Raw genomic sequence first — 23,441 nt, 5'->3', positions numbered from 1 at the left:
CTAGGTTTTCTTTTTCTTGTTCGTCGACTCACGTAGCTGCCGCTGTAATTTTTCCAGCGGCGGCGCATAAATAAAGCCGAATGACACACAGCCCTTTCGCCCGCGCACAGCATGGTGCATACGGTGAGCCATGTAGAGGCGGCGGAAATAACCGCGTCGCGGAATATATTTAAACGGCCAACGCTGATGCACCAGCCCGTCATGCATAATAAAATAGAGCAGCCCATAGGCCGTCATGCCTGCGCCTATCCACTGTAGCGGCCACATTCCCTGCGCACCAAACCAAATCAGGGCAATCGCCAGCAGGGCAAACACCACGGCATAGAGATCGTTAATTTCAAACCAGCCACTGTGGGGTTCATGATGCGAGCGATGCCAGCCCCAACCCCAGCCATGCATAATGTATTTATGCGATAGCGCCGCCACAATTTCCATTAACACCACGGTCAATAAGACAATCCCACCGTTGACCAGCCATTGCATAGGGCGCTCCTGTTTTCCCGACAGACACCTGATCATAGCAGCCTGCGGCCGTTCTGCTGAGAACGTTACTCTGCTGTAGGGGACTGCTGGGCCAGCTGCTGGATATGCACGGACGATATCCACATCAGCGGATGAGATTCAGGCAGCCAGTGATGATCCGTTTGTCGGGCAAACGCAGGCAACATCGGATGACACAACGCAGGGGCACATAAGATATCTGCCAGTGTTGTGGTCTCTGGCAAGAGGTTATTCACTATTTCACCCCCTTGCTGATGCCAGCGTGTACATTGCTGCAGGCGGATTTTCATATCGTCAATGCGTTGTGCTACCCGTTCAGAACAGGGCGCGCATTCGCTGGCATACCAGCGGTTATCGACCTGGTTTACCAGACCTTCATTTTCCAAATGCAGATGCCATTGCTTAAACAGCGCGTGATAGCAACGGTCAATCCGGGCACGGTTCCCGGCGCTTTCTAACTCCCACCCCTCCGCCTGTACGACGTCGAGATGCAGTAATAGTTGCCACATCATCAATGGAGCCAGCGTTTCACCTTCCGCCAGAAAAGCGGCCAGTGCTGCGCGTTGTTGTTCGTCCCACTCATCCATGCTGTTACCCTTTACGAATCAGGTTACTGAATCATCAATAATAAAATGATAATCATTTGCATTGATAATGCAAATAACCTGAAACCGGCATGAAGCGAGGAGTGGCGAAGGAATAATGAGGGTATGATTGTAAATCAATGAGTTAAAGGTATTTTCCCTGGCGAATTCAGCCTGAAATTCTGCGCCTGCGGTGGCAGGCGCAGCAGCCGACTTACCAGCGAGTACGCTGCATATCAATGACGAAGCGATACTTCACATCGCTGCGTAGCATACGGGCAAAGGCAGTTTCAATTTCTTCACCGGCAATCAGTTCGATGTCTGCGGTGATGTTGTGTTGACCGCAGAAGTCCAGCATCTCCTGCGTTTCACGAATGCTGCCGATGGAAGTCCCGGTAATGCTCAGGCGACGAAATACCATCGGCGTCACGTCTGCCGCGGGGTGTGGTGCATCCGGGATGCCCACCAATACCAGTTTACCGTTGGTTTTCAGCGTGGCGAGATACGGATTCAAATCATGTGGTACTGCAACACAGTCCAGAATCACATCCAGAGAGGTTTTGGCCGCGGCCATTTGCTCAGCATCACGTGAAACCACCACATGGGTGGCACCAAGACGGCGGGCATCCTCACCTTTCTGTGGTGAAGTGGTAAACAACGTCACTTCCGCACCCAGCGCACTCGCGAGTTTTACCGCCATGTGCCCCAGGCCACCCAGGCCAATAACACCGACACGGTCGCCCGGTTTAACATCAAAATAGCGCAGCGGTGACCAGACCGTGACACCCGCACACAGCAACGGAGCAACAGCTTCCACCGCGAGATTTTCTGGCACTGAGACAACAAATTTCTCATCCACCATCACGCTTTGTGCATAACCGCCCCAGGTGGTGCCGCCAGTGTACTTATCAGTACCGTTATAGGTTGCCGTGAAGCCGGCTTCACAATACTGTTCTTCCTGCTGCTGACAGAAATGACAGGTCTGGCAGGAGTCGACCATCACCCCTACCCCAACCAAATCGCCTGGCGCGAAACGGGTTACCTCAGCGCCAACCGCCTTAACGCGCCCGACAATTTCATGCCCTGGCACCATCGGATACTGACTTACGCCCCATTCGTTACGCGCCATATGCAGGTCTGAATGGCAGACACCACAGTACAGAATATCAATACTGACGTCGGCCGCCTGAAGATCACGCTGGCTGACTGTGCCGGCTTTTATGGGTTGATCAGCATGTTGCGCTACCAGTGCGTTAATTTTCATGGTTGTTCTCTTTCTGTCAGACAAATTTTGCCGCACACTATAAACTTGAGGTCACTTAATAGATAGTAGTCACCATTTGGTTACCACTGTGAGGCACTATGCCAGCCTGGGTTGATGGAAAACTCTGTTTTTATGCCGATTCACCACCACGCCGCCTGCTCGATTTGTTTAATGTCAAATGGAGCACCATGGTGTTACATGCTCTGTGGCATTGGCCGGATGGCGCAGCACGCACCGGAGAACTGCAACGCAGCCTGCATGGCATTTCTAAAAAAATGCTGATTCAGACGCTGCGCGAGTTAGAACAGCGCGGATTAATCGAGCGTGAAGTGTTTGCCGTGGTACCGCCCCACGTCGAATATCGCCTGTCCGCTTTAGGACGCGTGTTTGCCCAACCCATTGAACAGATGTACCAATGGGGGCTGGAAAATCAGCAGGCGTTGGATGAAATGGAAGAGAATTATCGTCGTGCGGGGAACATTCAGGAGCCGTAATAATGGCTCCTGCTTTTCGTGTTCTGGCGGTCAGGCAAAGGGTTTTTCCCGCGCCAGCAAACGGGCAATCACATTGAGCACGCCTTCGTCTTCATTACTTTCCGTGCGCCAGGAAGAGACGGCTTTGACGCTGTCTACCGCATTTTCCATGGCAAAGCTGTAACCCGCCTGACGCAGCATTTCAAGATCGTTGTCGCTGTCGCCAATCGCCAGGACTTCGCAATCGGGGATGTTCCACTTTGCCTGTAACAATCCGATACCATGGGCCTTGTGGCAGCCTGGGATAATCAGATCCACGAAGCCGAAACCGCTGGAAACCGGATGCATGATGTTTTCCACGGCCGCCAACTGTTCATGCAATCGCGTCATTAGCGCATCCACACCGGCGTGATCCAGCTGGAGGGCGATTTTGAAAAAGGTATCATCAATGTTTTTCAGGTCGTCCCGTTTTTCCAGGCGCGCGTAGTGATTACTCAATTTCTTCATCACCGCATCAGAGGCTGAGTGGTGAATGTAAGCGCCATTGCGTCCGCACAGGACCAGGGTGAGATCGGTCTCTTGTGCCAGGATATCCAGCACCTGATGCACTTTTTCTTTGGCCAGTTCACCGCAGAAAATCTCTTCATTTTGATCGGAAACCCAGGCACCATTCTCGGCGACAAACGCGATTTCATCTTTGATTTCAGGGAAGTACTTCTGCAACTGATAATATTGATTGCCACTGGCGACCACAAAGCGGACGCCCTTCTGTTTCAACAAAGCGTACTGGCGCAAAAAGCGCTGCTTGTTATAGCTTTTGTTGTCATCCAGAAAAGTGCCATCCATATCCACTGCAATCATCTTTACCGTCATGCTTGCTGCTCCCGTAAGGCGGATCTATCCCGCAATCTGATTGTGATTATTTGAGCTTACTCGCAGCAGGGGTTAATGAGAATGCAATTTGTCACCGGAATGTAGACTTTCATCATATTCCGCTGCGAACTGGCGAAATATTCTGCACATTTACTCTCTACAGTGAATCAGTTTGTCACGGTGATAAAAAAGGCTGCCAGCAGGCAGCCTTGTCAGACACTTTCAACGCAGGAAACCGCCTAGGAGAGCAGGATCTCAATTTCCGGCCAACGGGCAGCCGGGAACAACGTTAAACGCACATTGAAGAGATGGCAGAGCGGATGGAACAGACGCGGGTCTTTACGCGCCCGCGTTTCAAGGCTAATCAGTAACAGATTCAGCTCGAACAGCAACGCATCATGGGGTTGCGTCTGCAGTTTTTCCAGGCGCGCAGCAAGGTAGAGTTTTAGCTCGTGGAACATCGCCTCAATGCCAACATGGTTTTCATTCAGCAGCTCGCGGTAGCGGCCATAGAAATCAAAACAGTTCGCCCCCAGCCAGGCTTCGACGATCAGGTTGCCTCCCGCATCCAGTTCGGCATCAGGGTCATTGCGTTTACGCGGCAAAATGAAGTTCACCCGGTCTAACATCCGCGCCACAAACTGCTGGCGCAGGAGCAAGGTTGCCACACCACGATCAATCGCAGAAACAAAGCGGATAAGATCGCGCAGACCTCGCCGCACTGCCCTTTTGGCAATCCATGACGGGCGGCGATTACGGATCAGGGCGGTCATCACCACCGCCACAATAATGCCAAACAGCGAGGAGAGCGCCACATTGCTAATGGATAAAATATCCGAATGAAAATGATGCCCTAGCGCGATGAAGCTCGGCAGTTGGGTCGCCACAATCAACCCCACCAGGCTGGTCGTGGCATTCGCGATAATTAACCCTAGCAGGAACAGCCCTGGGGCAAGACAAATGATCAGCGTTTCAAAGGTCAGCGCCTGTGGAATGAGAACCACCACATAGAACAGGCTCAGTGCCATCGCCACCAGCGCCCCATGCAGGAACTTTTTCATGGGCTTCACTGGGCTATCGATAGTCGCAAAGAAGGAGCAGACAATCGCGGACATCATTGGCGCACTGGAACCATAGGACCAACCGCTGGCGATCCAGAACAGACAACTGATGAAGGTTGCCAGGAAAGCGGTAGACGCGGACAGCAGCAGCAGCCCACTGTCAATATGCCGGGTGTTGCGTGCTGCCTGGCTGGGCCGGGCGTGTAAGGTTTCCTCACTGATGCGATCGCTGACGTTTTGATACGCCGATGAGATACGGACAAAGTGGTCCAGCCGCTCCAGCAAACCGCTTAATAAAATCACACTCTCTGCTGGCATGGTCTCTTCAGTCCAGGCCAGTTGTAACTGCGCCTGAGCATCCATTAGTTGCGCCTGAATATCACCGCTACGGGTAAAATTTTCCGCGTGTTGCAGCCACGACAGAAAAGCGCTGAACGCTTCTGCAACATACTGCGGGAATTTCACTTCTAGCTCAGCCAGTGATTGCAAACGGGCTTCAATCGCCGTAAGCGTGGGAAGCAGATAGGAAAGATGCTGATACTGCACGCTCACCAGACGCACCATTTTCCTTGCCGCATCCCCTTCGTACACCAGGTGCGTAATGAGCCCTTCCACGCTCAGTGGATAGTTCGCCATCTGGATCAGGATATCTTGCTGCTCCAGCGATTTATGCTTTGGCTTGTGGGTGATCAACTCAATACAGAGTTGGCTGGCGTGCTGATACCAGGTTTTCATGTTCTGTTCCAGCATCCCCAGCATCGATACCGGCCAGAGCAAGCTGTGGATCAGGCTACTGCAAACAATCCCAAGGGTAATCTCTTCGATGCGTGAAATGACGGTATAGGTAATCGCGGTGGGTTCTGCGACGGGGGGAAATCCCATGATTGCCGCACTGTAACCCGCCAGCATGAAGACATAACTTTTTGGTGTGCGATCCATCAGCGACAGATAAAGACACCCCGCGACCCAGAGCGAGACAATCAGGCTGAATAACAGCGGGTACTCCACCGTGTTGGGATAGATCAGCAAAACAAATAGCCCTCCCAGCACCGTGCCGAGAAAGCGAAACACCGACTTTGAAACCGTTGAGGCAGAGAAGCGCTGTGACACGACATACACCGAGGTCAGCGCCCAGGCCGGTTTATCCAGATTTAATTCAAGAGCGACATACAACGCCAGAAACGCCGCCAGACAGGTTTTACCTGAAAAAAGCAGCGCACTTTTTGAAAACAACTTCATTGAGGAGAACCACAACGTCAGAAGGGATAATTTTGACGTATCCTGACAGATGCTAAGGAATTTAGCACTTATATTTTTAATGCAAATTATTAATTTTATAAGTTACTAATTTTTATGGAATTTATTAATGTTATCAGATGGTTAAATTAACATAACCTCCGGGGATATCTAAATATGAGACTTCTAACTATTTCTTAAATCATCTTATTAAAAATCCATTCAGTTAAAAGAAAAAGATATGGAAGAAACGCGCTTTATGATTTGAATCTATTATCTGGATAGGGGGGAGATCGTTATCTGGAAAGAACTGGCAGAGCACCTCTCTGCCAGTTTAGCCTGTTAAGACGTTAGCGCTATTGTACTATCGCGTTCAGGCCAGCGCGCAGTCGGGAACAGCGACAGCCGAATATTGAACAGATGAAACAGCGGTTGAAAAACGCGGTTATCGGCATGCGCGGTCTGTTCCAACGCCAGCAACAGCTGGTTCAGCTCCTGTAACAAGGCGTCCTGAGGTGTCGCATAGAGCGACTTCAGTCGGCGTTTGAGAAACATGTTTAACTCGTGAAACAGGGCTTCTGTTGGCAGGTGATGAGCTTCCAGAAGTTCACGATGGCGGATATAGAAATCAAAGCAGTTCGCCCCTAACCAGGCTTCCGTGATGAGATTCCCCCCGGCAGTCAGTTCTGCATCGGCATCACTACGTTGGCGCGGCAGGATAATATTGATGCGATCCAGCGTTCGCGCCACAAATTGCTGCCGCGTGAGCAGCGTTGCCACACCGCGTTCGATGGTGGAAACAAACTGGATCAGGTCACGGATCCCTTTACGTACGGCACGCTTCGCGGTCCAGGCGGGTCGGCGACTGCGGATCACCACGGTCAAAATCTGCGCGACCGCAATGCCTACCAGCGTTGAAACGGCGGCATTGATGATCAACACCAAATCGGGCTTAAAATCGTGTCCAAGGCCGATAAAACCGGGGATCTGTGTCGCGATAATCAGCCCAATCAGGTTAGTGGCCGGATTGGCGATGACCAATCCCATGGCGATTAACCCCGGTGCCAAAATAATAATCAATGACTCAAAGGTGATCGCCTGCGGGATCAGAAGTGTGGCATACAAAATACTGATGACGATTGCCACCACAACGCCCTTCAGGAACAGCTTCATCGGTGCAATGGGGCTGTCCATGGCGGCGAAGAATGAACAGAGTACGGCTGCCATCATGGGTGCGGTAGAACCATCTCGCCATCCACTGCCGATCCAGAACAGGCAGGTAATAAAGGTGGCGAGAAACGCCGTGAAGGAGGAGAGAACCATCAAACCAATATCCATGTGCTTGGTGGCACGCGCCGCCGCTTTACCCGGCTCCGCCCGCACGGTGACCTCACTGACCCGCTCGCTGACGTTATGATATGCCGAAGTAATACGGACAAAGTGCATCAAACGTTCCAGCAGACCGATCAGCAAAATGCTCTCTTCAGCACTCAGCGTTTGCCCTTCCCAGTCCTGTTGTAAACGTTGTTGAGTGGCCGTTAATTGCTGCTGGATTTGTTGCGTATCGCACAGATTGTCACTGTCTTCCAGCCATTGAATAAACGCCGCAAAGGCCTGTGCAACAGACTCAGGAAAGCGGATTTCTTGCTGAGCCAGTAAGTTCAGTCGCGCTTCAATCGCGGTGAGTGTCGGTAACAGGTAAGACAAGTGTTGATACTGTACGCTGACCAGCCGCACCATTTTCCTTGCGGCATCCCCTTCATAAACCAGATGGGTAATCAGTGTTTCAACATTGAGCGGGAAATTGGCCATCTGTAGCAGGATGTCCTCTCGCTCCAGCGACTTGTCACGGGGAATGATGGTGACTAACTCACTGCACAACTTGCGGGCGTTTTGATACCAGACATTGACGCTTTGCTCCAACATCCCACGCATCGATACGGGCAAAATTAAACTGTGTACCAGGCTGCTACAAACAATAGCAACAGTGATCTCTTCAATACGCGAAATCACCGTATAGGTGATAGCGCCGGGCTGAGTCACGTCCGGGAACCCCATGATCGCCGCACTGTAACCCGCCAGCATAAAGACATAGCCTTTTGGCGTACGGTCGCGTAACGACAGAAACAGGCATAACGCCACCCACAGGGAAATCGAGAGGCTGAACATCACCGGATGTTGTACCGTGGCCGGATACACCAGCAAGACAAACAAGCCACCTAACACCGTGCCGAGAAAGCGAAACACCGATTTTGATACGGTAGAGGCGGAATAGAGCTGAGAAGCCACGTAAACCGTGGTCAGTGACCACGCGGGTTTGTCCAGATTAAGCTCAAGTGCAGTGTAAAACGCCAGAAAAGCAGCCAGACAGGTTTTAGCTGAGAACAACAAGGCATTTTTGGAAAACCATTTCATAAGGCAACTAACCATTTGAGGATCTTTTTTCGTATCCTGGCAGAAGATATGTGGTTTTTCATTTTTATTTTCAATACAAATTATTACCTTGCTAAGTATTTAATCAGTAGGGTAGATATCCTCTGTATATCAATAAGTTAATGATGAACCCCGTCCATGGTGCTCATTTATCACACGACAAAATTACTGATTACAGTGAATTATAGAGCTAAAGTGCCATAGCAATCCCACTTTGGTTATAAGTAAATGAGATTGAGTGATTTAAAGTTATAAAACCGCTTTGCTATGGTGAGGTTAAAACTTCCCAGGAAAAGCAAAAATGAAAGCAAAAGGTTATTTTTTCAGCGCGCTGGCGCTGAGCATCAGCCTGATGGCTGGCACCAGTCATGCCGCTCAACCCGAGACGGTGAACGTTGGCTATCAGAAAGCCAATATCTTCGCACTGCTCAAATACCGTGGCACGTTAGATGCGCGCTTCAAGCAGGAGGGGATTAATGTTAAATGGGTTGAGTTTCCGGCTGGCCCACAAATGCTGGAAGGGCTGAATGTCGGCAGTATTGACCTGGCTGCCACCGGGGATGCGCCCCCGGTATTTGCTCAGGCGGCACAAGCCGATCTGATTTATCTTGGTCACTCTCCGGCCAATCCTAAAACCGAAGCGATTGTCGTCCCTAAAGCCTCTGCGATTAAATCCGTCGCCGATTTAAAAGGTAAGCGCGTTGCTCTGAATAAAGGATCAGACGTTAACTATTTGCTGGTGGCTGCGCTGGAAAAAGCCGGTCTGAGCTATAAGGACATTACGCCGGTGTATCTCGCCCCTGCAGATGCCCGCGCGGCATTTCAACGTGGCTCTGTGGATGCGTGGGTAATTTGGGACCCGTATCTGGCAGAAGTCGAAGCGCATACGGACGCACGTGAAGTGGCAAATGCAGAAGGATTAGTGCCGCATTACACCTTCTTCCTCGCCAGCCGGAAGTTTGCTGAAGGCTACCCTGAAGCAGCAAAAGAGGTGATTGATGAGCTGGATAAACTCAGTTCATGGGCGAATGCTAACAAGAATGATGCAGCGGCCATCCTGGCGAAATCCACTGGGTTAGATCAAAGCATCTGGCAAACTTCGCTGGCAAGAATGCCTTACGGAGCCTCACGCATGACGCCACAGGTATTTGCTGAACAGCAAAAGCTCGCCGATGACTTTTCCCGCGTTGGCCTACTGCCGGTAAAAGTGGATGTGAGCAAAGCCACCTGGTCTCAGGATAAAAAATAGAACCTCAAGGAAGCCGGCGAACCGGCTTCCTCACTCCCCTACCCTTCTCCCCGACCGATCGCCCAGATACTGGTAGGCACGACGTCATTAACCAACCAGTTACCAATGTCACGCGCTTTGTAGATCACCGGATTATGTGAAGCAATCGTCCGGGCGTTACGCCAGTGCCGATCCAGTGCCTTACTCAATCGTGTATCTGATGCGCCCAGGGCGTTAAATAACAGCGTTGCCGCGCGTGGCACCAGATCGCTCGCGATCACCTGAGCCTGCCCGGCTTCCGCTTCCGCGACAGTGTTATAATCACGGATCACGCTCTCATCACTGAGAATGTGTGCCTCATACGCTGATTGCAGTGAATGTGTCGCCCGCTGCACGCTCGCTTCAACGGCAAACGCCAGGCTGCTGATCTCACCAATCACCTGTAGCACCTGCACATCATCACGCGAGGCATTACCGTTGCTGTGGCTGTAAATACGTTGACGGGCTTTAACGCCTGCTGCGGCATCACGCACCACGGCTCGGGCGATACCTGCAAGTGTTGCCAGTAACACGTGCTGATAAAACGCAGTCTGGTAGCGGAAGCGCTCGGAGAAATCATAGACGTGATCTTGCTCTACATCCGCTGCAACAAAACGTGTGGTGCCACTGCCGGTCAGCCGCTGACCAAATCCATCCCAGTCATCTTCCCGGCTGACGCCAGACTGATGTGTGTTGACGATAGCAATCACGTCGCGCTGGTTGTCGGCGCGCCGGGCAAAAACATCAATCCAGTCGGCAAACAGCGTACCGGTGCTGTAAAACTTCTCGCCGTTTAGCTCCCACCCCTCTCCTTTAGCGGTGACCTGCGTGATGACATCGCCCAGCTTAACATTGCCGATTTCCGTCCAGCCGCTGCCAACGATTTCGCCATCGAGAAAACGGCGGAACCAACGGTCTTGTGCCGGGCTGTCCGGCTGATTTAACCGATCCTCCACGAAGGCAAAATGCGCGCGCAGCGCCTGCGGTATGTTTGAGTCGGCTTCGGCCAGCTCCGTTAATAACTGGAAGAGCTGCGGCAACGAAGCCCCCCATCCACCTTTTTCAACAGGGATGCGCACCGCGCCAAACGTCGCTTCCTTTAACCACTGTATTTGTTCTACCGGCAAGGTGCGAGTGCGCTCTCGTTCCACGGTGCCAGCCGCAATACGATGAAAAACAGGGCGAAAATGGTTAGCCAGCTTCTGATAGTCTGTGCCGGTTGCAAGATGGGTCATGGCAATATCCTTAATCGGTTGTGTCATCAATGTCCTGACGCGTGGGTTCATGACGCACCGCCAGCAGGAAGAAAATAGGGATGATGGCGCTCAGAGAAACCACCCAGAACATGTTGGTGCCCAAAGAGGCCTGCAAAATCGGCAAAATAAACAGCGCCAATGCACTACCAATGCCGGAAAGCGCACGGCTGAACCCCACACCGGTTGCACGTATTGACGTCGGATAAGAGAGTGCGGGGTAGATCATGAGTTGTGCGCCAGGACCGAAGCCTTCAGCAAACAGCCACACCCCTAACATCAAAATCGCAAACACTACGCCTATCAGTGCCTGGGGATGACCAATTAACGCCAGCGAGATAAGCGCAATAAACTGAATCGCGAACCCGGCAATGGCCACATGACGCGAAGGATATTTCCACGCCAGGCGCATGCCCAGCAGCCCACCGGTAAACGCAAACAGGGCGTTAAGGCCAAGGGAGGCAGAGATGGTTTCAAACACGCCAGCACCGAGGAACTGGGCGAGGATAGACGGCAGGAAGAAGGCAATCGCAGTGTATTCAAAGGAGATGCAGATATTCATCACGCCCGCCACGATGGTGCGTTCCCGCCAGGGTTTCTGGAATAACACCGTGAAGCTGACTTTGGGCGGGGCTGGCTGCGTTGTTTTCTCTTCCTCCACCTCGTGAGCATGAATGCCATACGAATCACGCAGGATGCGCACCGCCGCTTTGAGATCGCCCTGATTGGCCGCCCACAATGGAGACTCATTCATAAATTTGCTACGCACGGCGATAATCAATAAAGCCGGTACCGCACCAAATAGCAGTGAAGCGCGCCAGAGCCAGTCGAGGTGCTCTTTAGGCAGCAGGAAGTAGAGGCCAAAAATCAGGAAGAAGCAGACAGAAGACGCCGCATACCACATCGGGCACCATGCCGCGAGGCGAGAGGCTTTATTGGCTTTGCCAGCAAACTTTGAGAATTCAGCCAGGTAAGACATCGCCACCGGCAGGTCAATCCCTACACCTACGCCCATCAGGAAGCGTGCCCCGATGAGTACCCAGACATTCGGGGCTAAACCGGCGGCGATCGCGGAGATCACAAAGAACAGCATATCGGCCATGAAGACCGAGTAGCGCCCGTATTTATCGGTTAACCACCCGCCGACCAGATTCCCGACAATGGTGCCCACCATAATCGATGAGGTCACTAAGCCGGTGAGAAACGGCGAGAGTTGAAACTCTTTTACGACGTCATCAATGCCATATGAGAGCGTTGTGAGATCATAGGCATCGAGAAATACGCCCCCCAACGCCAGAAACACAATCATTCGGGCATAGGTATTTTTATTACTTCTGGTGTTAATTAAACGCGCCACATCACTGACCGAGCGAACCGGCTCAGAGACGGGCAAAGTACTTTCCACGGAAACAGAACTCATGATCCTTACCTTTATTTTAGTAGCAGGTAAGGCGTGTTATACGGCGATTATGGGTCGAGGCAAAACAACTTATGATCATATATTATTGTTTAAAATCAGATATATAATTAATTTTTCTGCCAACAAAAATACCCAGATAAGACCGCTTATCCGGGTGATGATATTCCCACTGTCTGGCGGCAACGCAACGCCGATCCTCAGCGCATGGCCTCTTCGCAAACCGTTATCTTGTCTCCTGAGGAGACAATGCAGGTTGTGATGTCGTAGTACTGCGGCGATAACCTGCGCCTGGGTGAGGGTGCTGTAACTGCGGTCCCGCTGAGAACAGCTTCTCTCGCAGCGTCCCTGGGGCATAATCCTGTTTGTAGACACCGCGCTTTTGCAGTTCCGGTATCAACAGTTCCACCACATCGCTGAAGGACTCGTGGGTCAACGCATATGCCAGGTTGAAGCCATCGACATCTGTCTCTTCAACCCAACTCTGTAGCTCATCCGCCACGGTTTCTGCACTTCCCACCAGTAATGGGCCAAATCCACCAATTCCTACCCAATCTGCCAGGGCGCCCACCGTCCACTGGCGATTGGGATCGGCAGTGGAAAACGTCTCTACCGCTGACTGAATGGCGTTGGTATGAAGATATTTGAGCACCTGGTCAGGCTGATACTGCCCGAAGTCGATGCCCGTCCAGCCAGAGACCAGCGCCAGCGCCCCTTCGTAGCTGACCCAGCTTTTGTATTCCTGCCACTTCTCCTGCGCCGCTTTATCGGTTTCCGCCACGATCACCGTTTGCAGGTTAAAGATCAGAATACTGCGCGGATCGCGCCCTGCTTCTGCTGCCCGTCTGCGTATATCCGCCACGGTTTTCTTGAGCAAGACTTTGGAAGGGGAAGCCACAAATACGCACTCGGCATGTTCCGCGGCGAACTGCTTGCCCCGGCTGGATGCCCCGGCCTGATACAACACCGGGGTACGCTGAGGAGAGGGTTCAGATAAGTGGATACCAGGAACGTTGAAGAATGTTCCCTGATGATTGATCGGATGGACTTTCGTCGGGTCCGTGAAGATGCGTCGTTCACGATCGCGGATTACGGCCCCCTGCTCCCAACTGCCTTCCAACAGTTTATAGACCACTTGCAGGTACTCATCAGCATAGTCATAACGGCTATCATGATCGGTCTGGTTTTTGTGGCCGATATTGCGCGCACCGCTTTCCAGGTATGAGGTCACGATATTCCAGCCAACGCGGCCTTTGGTGAGATGATCGAGCGTGGAGAGACGCCGGGCAAAAGGATAAGGGTGTTCAAACGAAAGAGAAGCCGTGAGTCCGAATCCGAGATGTTCGGTGACCAGCGCCATCGGCGTTATCAACGCCAGCGGATCGTTCACAGGAACCTGCGTAGCCTGACGAAGCGCCGCATCACCATTTCCATTCAGTACATCATAAACGCCGAGGACATCGGCAATAAATAAACCGTCAAATTTACCGCGTTCCAGAATACGAGCCAGATCCACCCAGTATTCCAGGTCTTTATACTGCCAGGAACGGTCACGAGGATGCGCCCACAATCCCGGCGACTGATGTCCTACACAGTTCATATCAAAAGCATTAAGGCGGATTTCACGTTGCGATGACATAAATTTTCTCCATAGCAAAGCCGTGGCTACGCGAACGTAGCCAGATAATATTCAGCGGTTCAGGAAACGGGATGGATCAGGACGTTGTCACGGGACATCGCCTGTGAGCGAGAGTCTGGAGTGTACTCAGGGTTTCTTGCGCGACAGCCAAAGCATGATCAGCCACCTGGGGGAGTCCCATGAGTTCACCGAATCGGCCACGAGCGGCAGGCCCACTAATAAGAATGCGCGCTTCAGCACCGTCTTCGGCGTTGAGAACATGGGAGTGCTCATCGACCGCGATCCCCAGGTGCAGTGGATCAGGTTTTATCAGCCCTTGCTGGCGCAGCTGACTGAGCAACGGTTGGCTGTCAGTGAGGTCGGCATGCGCCGGACCCGTTGTCACAATAAGATAATCAAGTTGATGTGACTGACTGTCGCCTTTACGTGTTTTTAGCCTCAGAGTCAGTTGTTCGCCACTGGCCTCAATCTCTCGAGCTCGCGCCGCCAACACGGTTAACGTTCCTTGCTGCTGCCGTTGCCCTATCACCTGAGAGAGCTGCGGTGCGATACGGTAACGGTACACATTCCACCAGCTGCGCAAATGACGCTGGAAGCGACGCTGTTCAGTCAGGGAAAAACCCTGCCAGATAGTCTGCCCCTGCGCGCGTACCTCATCCAGCACGCGCTGCCACGGCAGTTGCTGAGCGTGCGCACGCTGGACCTCGTTACGTATGTGCCTGAGCCACTGACGGGCAGTGGCGTTGGCGGGCAGCGACGGTAGTGTCCATTCGGGCCACTCACCGCTCAGGTTGTCACGCGAGAGCTGCCCACGGCGTGAGAAAGCCAGCAGCGGACCGTGATGTCCGCGCAGTGACAAAGAGGCCACCACGTCTGCCATGCTTAATCCGGTGCCAATAATCGCAACGCTGGCATCGGTGGGGATCTGATCCAGCGCACCCGGAGCCCAGGGGTTGGCGATAAGGGCGGGATGGTCCGCCAGAGAAAGTAACTGGCGCGGCAACGCCGGCGGCGGATGACTGACGGCCAGAACCGTGATGTCCGCTTTGAGATGCGATCCATCAGCCGTCACTACCTCGCCCTCCTTCCAGCTAACCGCCTCACTGCGATGATGGTGCAACTGGACATCCGCACGCAGCTGCGCTGCCTGTGCAAATTTTTCTGCCAGATAATGTCCAAACTGACTACGCTGTGGATAGACCGCCCCATCGGGCATCAGTGCATCCGGGTCTTGCTTAAACGCTTGCTGCTGGCGATACCAGCGGTCGAAATCCCCTTTCTCATCGCCGCTGAGTTGCATACGCGCAGCGGGAACATTAATACGGTGCGCTGCCTCAAAGGTAGAGTAGGCTACGCCGCCACCCAGGGTTGCACGTGGCTCAACGACGGTGATGTGTAGCGGCTCGGTGCTCAGGCGTGCAAGATGGATCGCAACCGCGGTACCAGAAAAACCTCCACCAATAATCACCACATGAGGACGGATCATGATCGCTCCTGTTTCACACAAAGTAAGTAAGCATCTTAGCTGGCACTGGCCTGTTTTGTCGGCCTTTTATCTCCACCAATGGTCTCACCAAAGGGGCCGGTATTGATGGTGCGCGCCGAGGAGGTATGTCCGTGCGCGAGTGGCAGTAAGGGCAATAATAATTCCGCGACGCGATGAGCCTCCTCCAGATGCGGATAACCGGAGAAAATAAAGTGAGTGATCCCCAAAGCCTGATACTCACGAATGCGCTCAGCGACCTGTTCTGCGCTCCCCACTAATGCCGTCCCCGCGCCGCCTCTTACCAGCCCTACGCCAGCCCAGAGATTTGGCGAAATCACCAGTTTGTCGCGTGACCCATTATGCAAGGCGCTCATCCGTGCTTGTCCGGTAGAGTCCATGCGTGCAAAGATTTTCTGCGCCTGCGCGATGGTGTCATCATCCAGATGGGCAATGAGTCGGTCTGCGGCGGCCCACGCCTCTTCTTCTGTTTCACGCACGATCACATGCAGGCGAATGCCATATTCAACTTTACGGCCTAACTGCGCAGCCCTTTCACGCACCACTGCCAACTTTTCTGCCACCTGCGCCGGTGGCTCACCCCAGGTCAGATACGTGTCAATTTGACCGGCTGCAACATCGATAGCCTCTTCAGAAGAACCGCCAAAAAACAGCGGTGGGCCATTTTCCTGTACCGGGGGAAATAGCACTTCCGCCCCTTCAACATGAATATGCTCGCCTTTATAGTCAACTTTCTCACCGCGCAGCAGGCGTGTGTAGACATCAAGGAACTCTCGCGTAACGGTATAGCGCTCACTGTGGCTGAGAAAGATACCATCACCTTTGTTCTCAACCGGATCACCGCCCGTCACCACGTTAATCAATAAGCGACCTTCAGACAGGCGATCCAGCGTCGTCGCCATCCGGGCTGCCAGCGTAGGCGGTTGTAATCCTGGACGCACAGCCACGAGGAATTTTAAGCGCCGGGTAATGGGTGCCAGCGCCGATGCTACCAGCCAGGAATCCTCACAGCTCTTGCCGGTGGGAATAAGCACGCCATAGAAACCAAGATTATCAGCAGCCAGTGCCACCTGTTGTAAATAGGGCAGGTCCACCGCACGTCCTCCTGCGGTTGTGCCAAGGTAGCGGCCATCGCCGTGAGTAGGAAGAAACCAGAAAACGTTGATTTTTTCATTGGCTGCGTCAGTCATTATCACATTCCTATATAACTTTATTAAAAATGATGCTGAATCTGGCTAATTTTTTAGTTATATAGCCCTTAGCGAAATACGTGCCAGTTTTCACAAGTGGCTTTGTGGATGATAAACAGTGAGTTACGCAATTTCTCATCAGGATTGCGTGCTGCAAATACAACAGCTGAATGGCAGGCGCTGTCGCATTTGCAACGCCTTATTCGATTTTGCTTCTGTATCGGTTGAGCAGGGCAAGGCAGCATAGTGAAAAAGATAAGGAACTGGTTATGCCGCTGTTTAACTCAGATTTGACGGACTCCCCGCGTTTAATCGATCCCGCGTCCCTCGCCTTTCAGAGCTTGTTAGATCGCCTGGCACCGACAGATGCCACGGTTCTGATTGTTGGAGAGACGGGTACCGGAAAAGAGGTTGTCGCTCGTTATCTCCACCATCACAGCCCTCGCCGTCATGGCCCTTTCCTGGCCGTTAACTGTGGTGCGCTCTCTGAGAGCCTGGCTGAGGCTGAACTCTTTGGGCATGAAAAGGGAGCCTTTACCGGTGCCATTCAAGCGCATCCCGGCTGGTTTGAAGCGGCAGAGGGAGGCACATTGCTGCTGGATGAGATTGGTGAGCTTAGCCTGCCTATGCAGGTTAAACTCCTGCGCGTCTTGCAGGAGAGGGAGATTACACGTGTGGGGTCACGCAAAGCCGTAAAGGTTGATGTGAGAGTCATTGCGGCCACACACGTTGATTTGGCTCAGGCCATTCGTGAGAAGCGTTTTCGGGAAGACCTGTTTTATCGTCTTAATATTGCCATCGTCCCACTCCCTCCGCTTAGACAACGCCAGCAGGATATCCCTGTGCTCGCCCATCACTTTCTCGCCGTTTACGCTAAACGACTGGGTCGCCCTGCCCGCAGACTGGCGGCTGATGCACTTAATGCGCTGCTGGAGTACAGCTGGCCAGGCAACATTCGTGAACTGGAGAACACGCTGCATAATGCCGTCCTGTTGAGCCGTGAAGACGTGATTCACGCAGAGCAGTTACGCTTAGCGGTTTTGCCCCATACCGTCAGTTCCCCCACTTTTGGCACGCCTACAGAAACTGCTATCGACGCGTTCGTACGCCATCAGCTTGAGCAAGCACCGCAGCAGCTTTATGACCGGATGATCTCTTCTCTGATACGTGTCGCGCTGGACGAGTGTGATAATAATCAAACGCAGGCCGCATCACTACTGGGAATCAGTCGGCATACCCTGCGTACTCAACTTGCTCACCAGGGAATGATTAAAGGAAGACGGAAAATGGAAGGACACCACGCTGTCAGTTCACCTCATCCGTCAATCCTGGCAGAGCGAGAGTTGCGAATTGGCTATCAGAAATTCGGTACTCTGGGCGTTCTTAAAGCTCGTCAGACGCTGGAAGCGGCCTTTGAGGAGCAGAATATCAGCGTTATCTGGAGTGAGTTTCCTGCAGGGCCTCAGTTGCTGTTTGCGCTGCAAAATAACGAGATTGATTTTGGTACCACCGGTGAAGTCCCCCCTCTTTTTGCCCAGGCCAGTGGGGCGGATATGGTGTATATCGCCTGGGAGCCACCCGCCCCTCAGAGTGTTGGGATTGCCGTACCGGCTAACAGTGACATCCTGTCTGTTGCCGATCTTCGCGGTAAACGCATCTCAGTGAATAAAGCCTCCAATGTCCACTGGCTGTTACTGCAACTGCTTGATGAGGCAGGGATGGACACGGAGGATGTGAAAATCGTGTTTACTCCGCCGAAGTATCCATTGACCTCAAGCGACTACCACGCAATTGATGCCTGGATGCTGTGGGACCCTTTATTGAGTGAAGCAGAGTTAGACGGGACTTTACGCATTATTGCCAGTGGAGAAGGTCGGGTTAAGAACCACCAGTTCTACCTCGCCCGTAAAGACTATGCCGTGAAACAGAATGATATTATGACGCAGTTGGTCAGCGCCTTACAGAATTCAAGCCAGTACATTCTCCATCATGAACAGGAGGCGGCTGACATGCTGGCGGGTGAGTTAGGTCTCAGTAAAAAATCACTGCAACACGCACTTAAGCGCCGCCAACATCGCACCAGCGCGATGACTCCCGCAGTGGTTGCCGAGCAACAAAGAATTGCCGATCGTTTCTATGCACTCGGCTTGATCAGCCGACCTATTCGCGTCAGAGATGCGATGTGGCAGAAAGAATAGCGCCCTGAAATCCGTGGCGAACATTTCTGGGCTGAGGCTGAAATTGGCTGGCGATTTCAGCCTGAAATTCCAAGAACAAATCCTTATATATCATTAAATTAATCACGAAATTCAGGTGGAGAGCTTTTGTGGGAAATGGGCATTTTTGGCCGAAATGTTTGGCGATTTCAGCCTGAAATTTCAGGTCAATGGTAGCCAGTCAGCCACTTTTAATGGGCTATCCCCTGGTTGCCCCCTTTAAATCAACCCACATTCCTGCGTGACATCAGCAATGCTCCGGAGAGGATATGCGTATCGATGCAAACAAGCCATCTTCATGCTCAACCATAAAAAAAGCCAGCCTCAGTGGCTGGCTTTAATCATCTCATTCAGCAGCGCTAAAGCGCTGGAACTGATTTCTGGGGAAAATCATTTATTGAGATATTTATCCAGGGTTGCATTAATGACCCGATCTAACTCATCCTGCAACTCTTTTGACTGACGGTTGAACTCATAGCTGAACATTCTGCCACGGGTCTTTTTCCGCGCGAACCTGTCTTTATCGGCGAACGTCCAGAGGTTGCTGGAGACGACTTTTTCTTTTGCAGGCGAATCGATCAGCGTCTGACTGCCATTACGGATCAGTCGCAGAATGCCGTTTTTAATCTCATCTTCTGCCAGCCCTTCTCTGGCACAAACCTGATCGACATCCATAGAAATGGTTTCAACCAGCGCTTCCGTTGACTGGCCAATCTCTAGCAGCTTTTCACTGGCTAACAACAGCGCTTTATAATCCGGGTGTGTCAGCTCAGAGTGATTGGGGAACAAAGCGATTAAATCTGCTGGTACGCTTGCCGCCTGTAATGCACGAGTCACTTTTGCCTGTGACATTCCTTGCGCTTCCGCAATGTCTTTCTGCGACAGCCCGCCGTTTTTCAATGCCAGTAAACGTAGCCCGACTTCTCGCAGATTATGTTCCCGCGCAGTCTGAATATCATCAGCCAGGCGACGAGCTTCTTGAGCCGTAATCGCCGTTTCTGTGACTAAAATATCCAGTCCGGTTTTACAGTACAGTGCCGCCGCACGGCGGCGAGAACCATCCAGAACCTCAATTTTATCGCCTTGACGCACACCAATGGCCGGGAAGAACTGCTGTAACTTGATAGTGCGAATAATGTCACGCAGTGAATCCGGGGTCAGGCCAGCCTGATCGCGGCCATTGGTTTCCATCAGAACAAAGGTTTTCTCTTCAATATCTTTAGCTGCAATACGTTCCAGACGGAAGTGGGCTTTTTTGCCCGTGGACAGCACAAATGTTGGGGCGTAATCACCCGACTCTTCGTTGGTGATCGGCGTCTGACTGAATGTTCTACCAATCGTGACTCTTTTATTACTCATAATAACCTCAGTTCAGGCGGATGAATTCGATACGATCAAACACAGCCTTGGCAAAATCTTCAGCGGCGGTGCGGGCGTTTTTTAATGCTTCACTGCTGCCCACATAGGTTGATGGATTCGCCGAGATAACGGTATCAAATGACTCGCCACAACGTTCAAAACCGTCCAGACGGGGAAGGGTGGCATCGAGCATATCACCGCCAAAAATCTCTTTAGCCAGACTGTGGCACAGTTTGTGATCCGCTTTATTCGAAAGTTTCGACATAAAACCAATATTTCCCTGCAGCCGGCAAATGGCACCCGATGACTCAATGATGTCAACCAACTCCGGCAGGCGTGTCAGGTACTTCAAGGTAGAGTGGAAATCAACCTGAGCAGGCGGTACTGGCGTCATCAGTAAATCTGAAGCGGCAATCGCATTTTTCAAAAATGCATCCAGATGTGGGCCGCTATCAATAAAGATAAAATCGTAATCCTGCTTGAGTTTCGCCACCACATTATCATGCAACACACTGTGTACATTTTGGCCTGGCAAATGTTCAGCACAAAGCTCATCCCAACGTGAAGCGATAAAGGCATCATCGATTGAGGCAGGGAGGACATCCACACCAGGGATAATTGAAGAGACAATAAAGTCTTGCAGCAATTCTTCACGCGTCACATTTTGTAGCATTGCCTGAGCGGCTGTCGCTTCCACCAACCCCACTGAACGCTCATGATTGAGGAACATAGTGGCAGAAGATTGTGGATCGAGGTCAATAACCAGAATACGCAAATCTTCTAATAGCAGATGGGGATGAGCACGTAGCGCATGTGCCAGGGAAACGGTAGAAACGGTCTTAGACACGCCGCCTTTAAGGTTGCCGACAAACAGCGTGAAGGCTTCTGAATGGCGGTCACGATATTTTGGCACACCACGATGATGGTAAATATCGATGATATTTTGAATGGACATCGCATACTTGGTGGAGCTTCCTGCGGCACGCTTATCAAACTGATAACCAGATTCTTCCATCTCATTAACAGCGTAATCAACGTTAGCACGCGTCAGCTTAGGCAATTTTGCCAGCGCGGCTTTAGCATAAACTTGATAATAGGTGTTTTCGTGTAACTCTTCTTTCTGCGCCTGGATTTGCTCAGTGAGGCTCAGCAACATTTTTTCTGAACGCTGCGCCACTCTGGAAATTTGCTTTTCGTCGTTCGCCATACTTGCTCCACACATGTAGGATTTTCGTTTTTATACATAAATCCTCCATATAAGGCAACCATTTATCTTTATTAGCCAGACCGCCTGCTAATCGATGATTTATTAACCCGTTCAATTTAGCGACCCAACATTCACTGCAATCAGTAGCCTGTGCTGCTCTATTGGCGAATTAGCTTACGAAATTCACTGTAATCAGCAATTCCCACCATGATTGATGCAAATTTGCTCTCTCCATCACAAAAATTCACTGTAATCAGTGATAAGCGCCATAAATCGTGGGCGGATCTGATGATGCACAGCCAAACATTCACTGTAATCAGCACTGTTTTTCGAGTTGAGTCTCGATATGACAGCAGGGGAAGGGGGTAGAACAAGCAAAGATTCACTGTAGTCAGTAAAGCTGCGCGGTAATAGCTCACCGAATCACTCTGACATTCACTGTAATCAGTGATTATCTCTTTAACCGGCAGGGGACTTCGTTAAACGTTCACTGTAATCAGTGAGCTGTTACCGCAAGCGCACTCATGCTGATAAAGGGCTATGTATTTCGTGAATAGCCGCACCAGGAAGACGGCAGGGCGGTTTTCATCACCTGACAGACATCAATACCACTTCAATCCCGTTAAGTTGCGCTAAGAAGCGCTCACAGCGTTTGAGTCATCACTCTATTATGCGAGTAGAGATATTCACCTCAGCAGCGAGCAAGTCAGATGCTGTCGGCTAACAGGGCGTAGTGCAGCTTACCTGCAAACATTCACTGTAATCAGTGGCGGACGGTTGAGACGGTTGAGACGGTTGAGACGGTTGAGACGGTTGAGACGGTTGAGACGGTTGAGACGGTTAAGACGGTTAAGACGGTTAAGACGGTTAAGACGGTTAAGACGGTTAAGACGGTCTCCAGTGAACTCTGAGGCTAACATTCACTGTAATCAGCAAAGTCTCGTTTTTGAGCCGATCGTTCACTGTAATCAGTAGCTGTCATTTGATCAAAAAAACCGTGGATGAGAAAAGGATGCGAGATCCGCAAACAACGTAGCCATGGAGATGAGCAGCAGGCTGGCTTCTCGCTGGAGGGAGTTAACCTGACATTCACTGTAGTCAGTAATCCTCTCTGATCGATCCTCGATCAACATTCACTATAGTCAGTAGCTTTTGGCTGGATAAATGACGTTGTCACAGAGAGGAGGGGAATACATTCACTGTAATCAGTATTTGTTATGACGACAGTAACGTTTAGCTATTGCCTTCAGTCAGCTTATCCCGACGAACATTCACTGTAATCAGTACTGAGCAGCAGGAGAGGGCAACGGGCGGTTATGCTGAAGCGTTCACTGTAATCAGTAATTACATGCTTATGATGACTGGAAGAGAATCAAAATTGCGCATATCGCACCGCTAACGCTCAAAGATTCACTGTAATCAGTAAAGCGCACGGCAGAGGAGAGATGATCGGTATCGGAAAAATGGGATCAAGATCATAAAAACATTCACTGTAATCAGTGAGCGATGTTGTGCTGAAGGGCAGTAAAAGTGAATGATCCTGTGATCGGGATCTAAAAACGTTCACTGTAATCAGCAGACAAGATCAGCCTCAATTCCTTGATTACAGCCATAATTACGCACCACAGGTGCGGAGTTTACTCTGAAGCATTCACTGTAATCAGTCATGTCACAAACCCTGTCACTTTTTTATCCAGAAAATCCTCAGGCATTTAAGATAAAAAAAACAACATATTAATCAATGAGATAAATTTTCTTCTTTCATTGTCGGCGCTGTTCGTCGCGGCAGAAGCTAACGTTCACTGTAATCAGTAAAAGAAGCCATTTCTCACATTCACTGTAATCAGTAACCCACATACCTTACTAAGAAAACCATTGTTAGTTAGCACTAACTAACAATAATATCTTATTGATTAATAACGAATAACAAGAATAAGGATAAAACAGATGAGCAGCATTCAGAG

Annotated in this window: 16 protein-coding genes; 3 read left to right on the top strand and 13 right to left on the bottom strand. The window is 51.3% G+C overall.

Features of this window, described 5'->3' with window-relative positions; all coding sequences use genetic code 11:
• The 3 genes from F3J40_RS19660 to F3J40_RS19650 form a co-directional block, all read right to left on the bottom strand.
• Window positions 1-483 (bottom strand): sterol desaturase family protein, encoded by a 483-nt coding sequence (locus tag F3J40_RS19660; RefSeq protein ID WP_167017336.1) that lies wholly within the window; start codon window positions 481-483, stop codon window positions 1-3.
• Between the two features lie 65 nt (window positions 484-548).
• The gene (locus F3J40_RS19655) at window positions 549-1,088 is read right to left on the bottom strand and encodes a hypothetical protein (RefSeq protein WP_167017334.1); all 540 of its coding nucleotides are present in this window, start codon (window positions 1,086-1,088) and stop codon (window positions 549-551) included.
• 211 nt (window positions 1,089-1,299) lie between these two features.
• Entirely contained in the window at window positions 1,300-2,349 is a 1,050-nt protein-coding gene (locus tag F3J40_RS19650) for an NAD(P)-dependent alcohol dehydrogenase (protein WP_167017332.1), read from the bottom strand.
• Between the two features lie 98 nt (window positions 2,350-2,447).
• Between F3J40_RS19650 and F3J40_RS19645 the strand changes: the two genes are divergently transcribed.
• A complete protein-coding gene (locus tag F3J40_RS19645; RefSeq protein ID WP_167017330.1) occupies window positions 2,448-2,843 on the top strand; it encodes a winged helix-turn-helix transcriptional regulator in 396 nt (131 codons plus the stop codon).
• 30 nt (window positions 2,844-2,873) lie between these two features.
• On the opposite strand, the gene F3J40_RS19640 is transcribed toward F3J40_RS19645, so the two are convergent.
• From F3J40_RS19640 to F3J40_RS19630, 3 genes are all read right to left on the bottom strand, one after another.
• Window positions 2,874-3,695 (bottom strand): Cof-type HAD-IIB family hydrolase, encoded by an 822-nt coding sequence (locus F3J40_RS19640; RefSeq protein ID WP_167017328.1) that lies wholly within the window; start codon window positions 3,693-3,695, stop codon window positions 2,874-2,876.
• A gap of 239 nt (window positions 3,696-3,934) precedes the next feature.
• A complete protein-coding gene (locus tag F3J40_RS19635) occupies window positions 3,935-5,995 on the bottom strand; it encodes an FUSC family protein (protein ID WP_167017326.1) in 2,061 nt (686 codons plus the stop codon).
• Between the two features lie 339 nt (window positions 5,996-6,334).
• Entirely contained in the window at window positions 6,335-8,407 is a 2,073-nt protein-coding gene (locus tag F3J40_RS19630) for an FUSC family protein (protein WP_167017324.1), read from the bottom strand.
• A gap of 319 nt (window positions 8,408-8,726) precedes the next feature.
• On the opposite strand from F3J40_RS19630, the gene F3J40_RS19625 reads away from it, so the two are divergent.
• A complete protein-coding gene (locus tag F3J40_RS19625) occupies window positions 8,727-9,674 on the top strand; it encodes a sulfonate ABC transporter substrate-binding protein (protein WP_167017322.1) in 948 nt (315 codons plus the stop codon).
• Between the two features lie 38 nt (window positions 9,675-9,712).
• On the opposite strand, the gene F3J40_RS19620 is transcribed toward F3J40_RS19625, so the two are convergent.
• The 5 genes from F3J40_RS19620 to ssuD all read right to left on the bottom strand — a co-directional run bounded on the left by F3J40_RS19620 (window position 9,713) and on the right by ssuD (window position 16,695).
• Entirely contained in the window at window positions 9,713-10,927 is a 1,215-nt protein-coding gene (locus tag F3J40_RS19620; protein ID WP_167017536.1) for an acyl-CoA dehydrogenase family protein, read from the bottom strand.
• Window positions 10,928-10,937: 10 nt separating this feature from the next.
• Entirely contained in the window at window positions 10,938-12,365 is a 1,428-nt protein-coding gene (locus F3J40_RS19615) for an MFS transporter (RefSeq protein ID WP_167017320.1), read from the bottom strand.
• A gap of 223 nt (window positions 12,366-12,588) precedes the next feature.
• Window positions 12,589-14,001, bottom strand: coding sequence for an LLM class flavin-dependent oxidoreductase (locus F3J40_RS19610; protein ID WP_167017318.1), 1,413 nt, complete (start codon window positions 13,999-14,001; stop codon window positions 12,589-12,591).
• 76 nt (window positions 14,002-14,077) lie between these two features.
• Window positions 14,078-15,487: an FAD/NAD(P)-binding protein gene (locus F3J40_RS19605; protein WP_167017316.1), complete on the bottom strand. Its 1,410-nt coding sequence runs from the start codon at window positions 15,485-15,487 to the stop codon at window positions 14,078-14,080.
• Between the two features lie 35 nt (window positions 15,488-15,522).
• Complete coding sequence (ssuD, locus tag F3J40_RS19600; RefSeq protein ID WP_167017314.1) at window positions 15,523-16,695, bottom strand: FMNH2-dependent alkanesulfonate monooxygenase; 1,173 nt, start codon at window positions 16,693-16,695, stop codon at window positions 15,523-15,525.
• A 269-nt stretch (window positions 16,696-16,964) separates the two neighbouring features.
• Between ssuD and F3J40_RS19595 the strand changes: the two genes are divergently transcribed.
• Entirely contained in the window at window positions 16,965-18,893 is a 1,929-nt protein-coding gene (locus F3J40_RS19595) for an aliphatic sulfonate ABC transporter substrate-binding protein (RefSeq protein WP_167017312.1), read from the top strand.
• 408 nt (window positions 18,894-19,301) lie between these two features.
• On the opposite strand, the gene F3J40_RS19590 is transcribed toward F3J40_RS19595, so the two are convergent.
• Together F3J40_RS19590 and F3J40_RS19585 are read right to left on the bottom strand one after the other, a co-directional pair.
• Window positions 19,302-20,270 (bottom strand): ParB family protein, encoded by a 969-nt coding sequence (locus tag F3J40_RS19590; protein WP_017348713.1) that lies wholly within the window; start codon window positions 20,268-20,270, stop codon window positions 19,302-19,304.
• A 7-nt stretch (window positions 20,271-20,277) separates the two neighbouring features.
• Entirely contained in the window at window positions 20,278-21,477 is a 1,200-nt protein-coding gene (locus F3J40_RS19585; RefSeq protein ID WP_017348714.1) for an AAA family ATPase, read from the bottom strand.
• Window positions 21,478-23,441 lie beyond the last annotated feature (1,964 nt).

The organism is Candidatus Pantoea multigeneris (assembly GCF_011752615.1).
Taxonomy (GTDB): Bacteria; Pseudomonadota; Gammaproteobacteria; order Enterobacterales; family Enterobacteriaceae; genus Pantoea; species Pantoea multigeneris.
This window is presented reverse-complemented; position numbering and strand designations above follow the sequence as displayed.

Coding starts and splice junctions, on each gene's coding strand:
- F3J40_RS19660 (WP_167017336.1), bottom strand. CDS start 483: ATGCAATGGCTGGTCAACGGTGGGATTGTCTTATTGACCGTGGTGTTA.
- F3J40_RS19655 (WP_167017334.1), bottom strand. CDS start 1,088: ATGGATGAGTGGGACGAACAACAACGCGCAGCACTGGCCGCTTTTCTG.
- F3J40_RS19650 (WP_167017332.1), bottom strand. CDS start 2,349: ATGAAAATTAACGCACTGGTAGCGCAACATGCTGATCAACCCATAAAA.
- F3J40_RS19645 (WP_167017330.1), top strand. CDS start 2,448: ATGCCAGCCTGGGTTGATGGAAAACTCTGTTTTTATGCCGATTCACCA.
- F3J40_RS19640 (WP_167017328.1), bottom strand. CDS start 3,695: ATGACGGTAAAGATGATTGCAGTGGATATGGATGGCACTTTTCTGGAT.
- F3J40_RS19635 (WP_167017326.1), bottom strand. CDS start 5,995: ATGAAGTTGTTTTCAAAAAGTGCGCTGCTTTTTTCAGGTAAAACCTGT.
- F3J40_RS19630 (WP_167017324.1), bottom strand. CDS start 8,407: ATGAAATGGTTTTCCAAAAATGCCTTGTTGTTCTCAGCTAAAACCTGT.
- F3J40_RS19625 (WP_167017322.1), top strand. CDS start 8,727: ATGAAAGCAAAAGGTTATTTTTTCAGCGCGCTGGCGCTGAGCATCAGC.
- F3J40_RS19620 (WP_167017536.1), bottom strand. CDS start 10,927: ATGACCCATCTTGCAACCGGCACAGACTATCAGAAGCTGGCTAACCAT.
- F3J40_RS19615 (WP_167017320.1), bottom strand. CDS start 12,365: ATGAGTTCTGTTTCCGTGGAAAGTACTTTGCCCGTCTCTGAGCCGGTT.
- F3J40_RS19610 (WP_167017318.1), bottom strand. CDS start 14,001: ATGTCATCGCAACGTGAAATCCGCCTTAATGCTTTTGATATGAACTGT.
- F3J40_RS19605 (WP_167017316.1), bottom strand. CDS start 15,487: ATGATCCGTCCTCATGTGGTGATTATTGGTGGAGGTTTTTCTGGTACC.
- ssuD (WP_167017314.1), bottom strand. CDS start 16,695: ATGACTGACGCAGCCAATGAAAAAATCAACGTTTTCTGGTTTCTTCCT.
- F3J40_RS19595 (WP_167017312.1), top strand. CDS start 16,965: ATGCCGCTGTTTAACTCAGATTTGACGGACTCCCCGCGTTTAATCGAT.
- F3J40_RS19590 (WP_017348713.1), bottom strand. CDS start 20,270: ATGAGTAATAAAAGAGTCACGATTGGTAGAACATTCAGTCAGACGCCG.
- F3J40_RS19585 (WP_017348714.1), bottom strand. CDS start 21,477: ATGGCGAACGACGAAAAGCAAATTTCCAGAGTGGCGCAGCGTTCAGAA.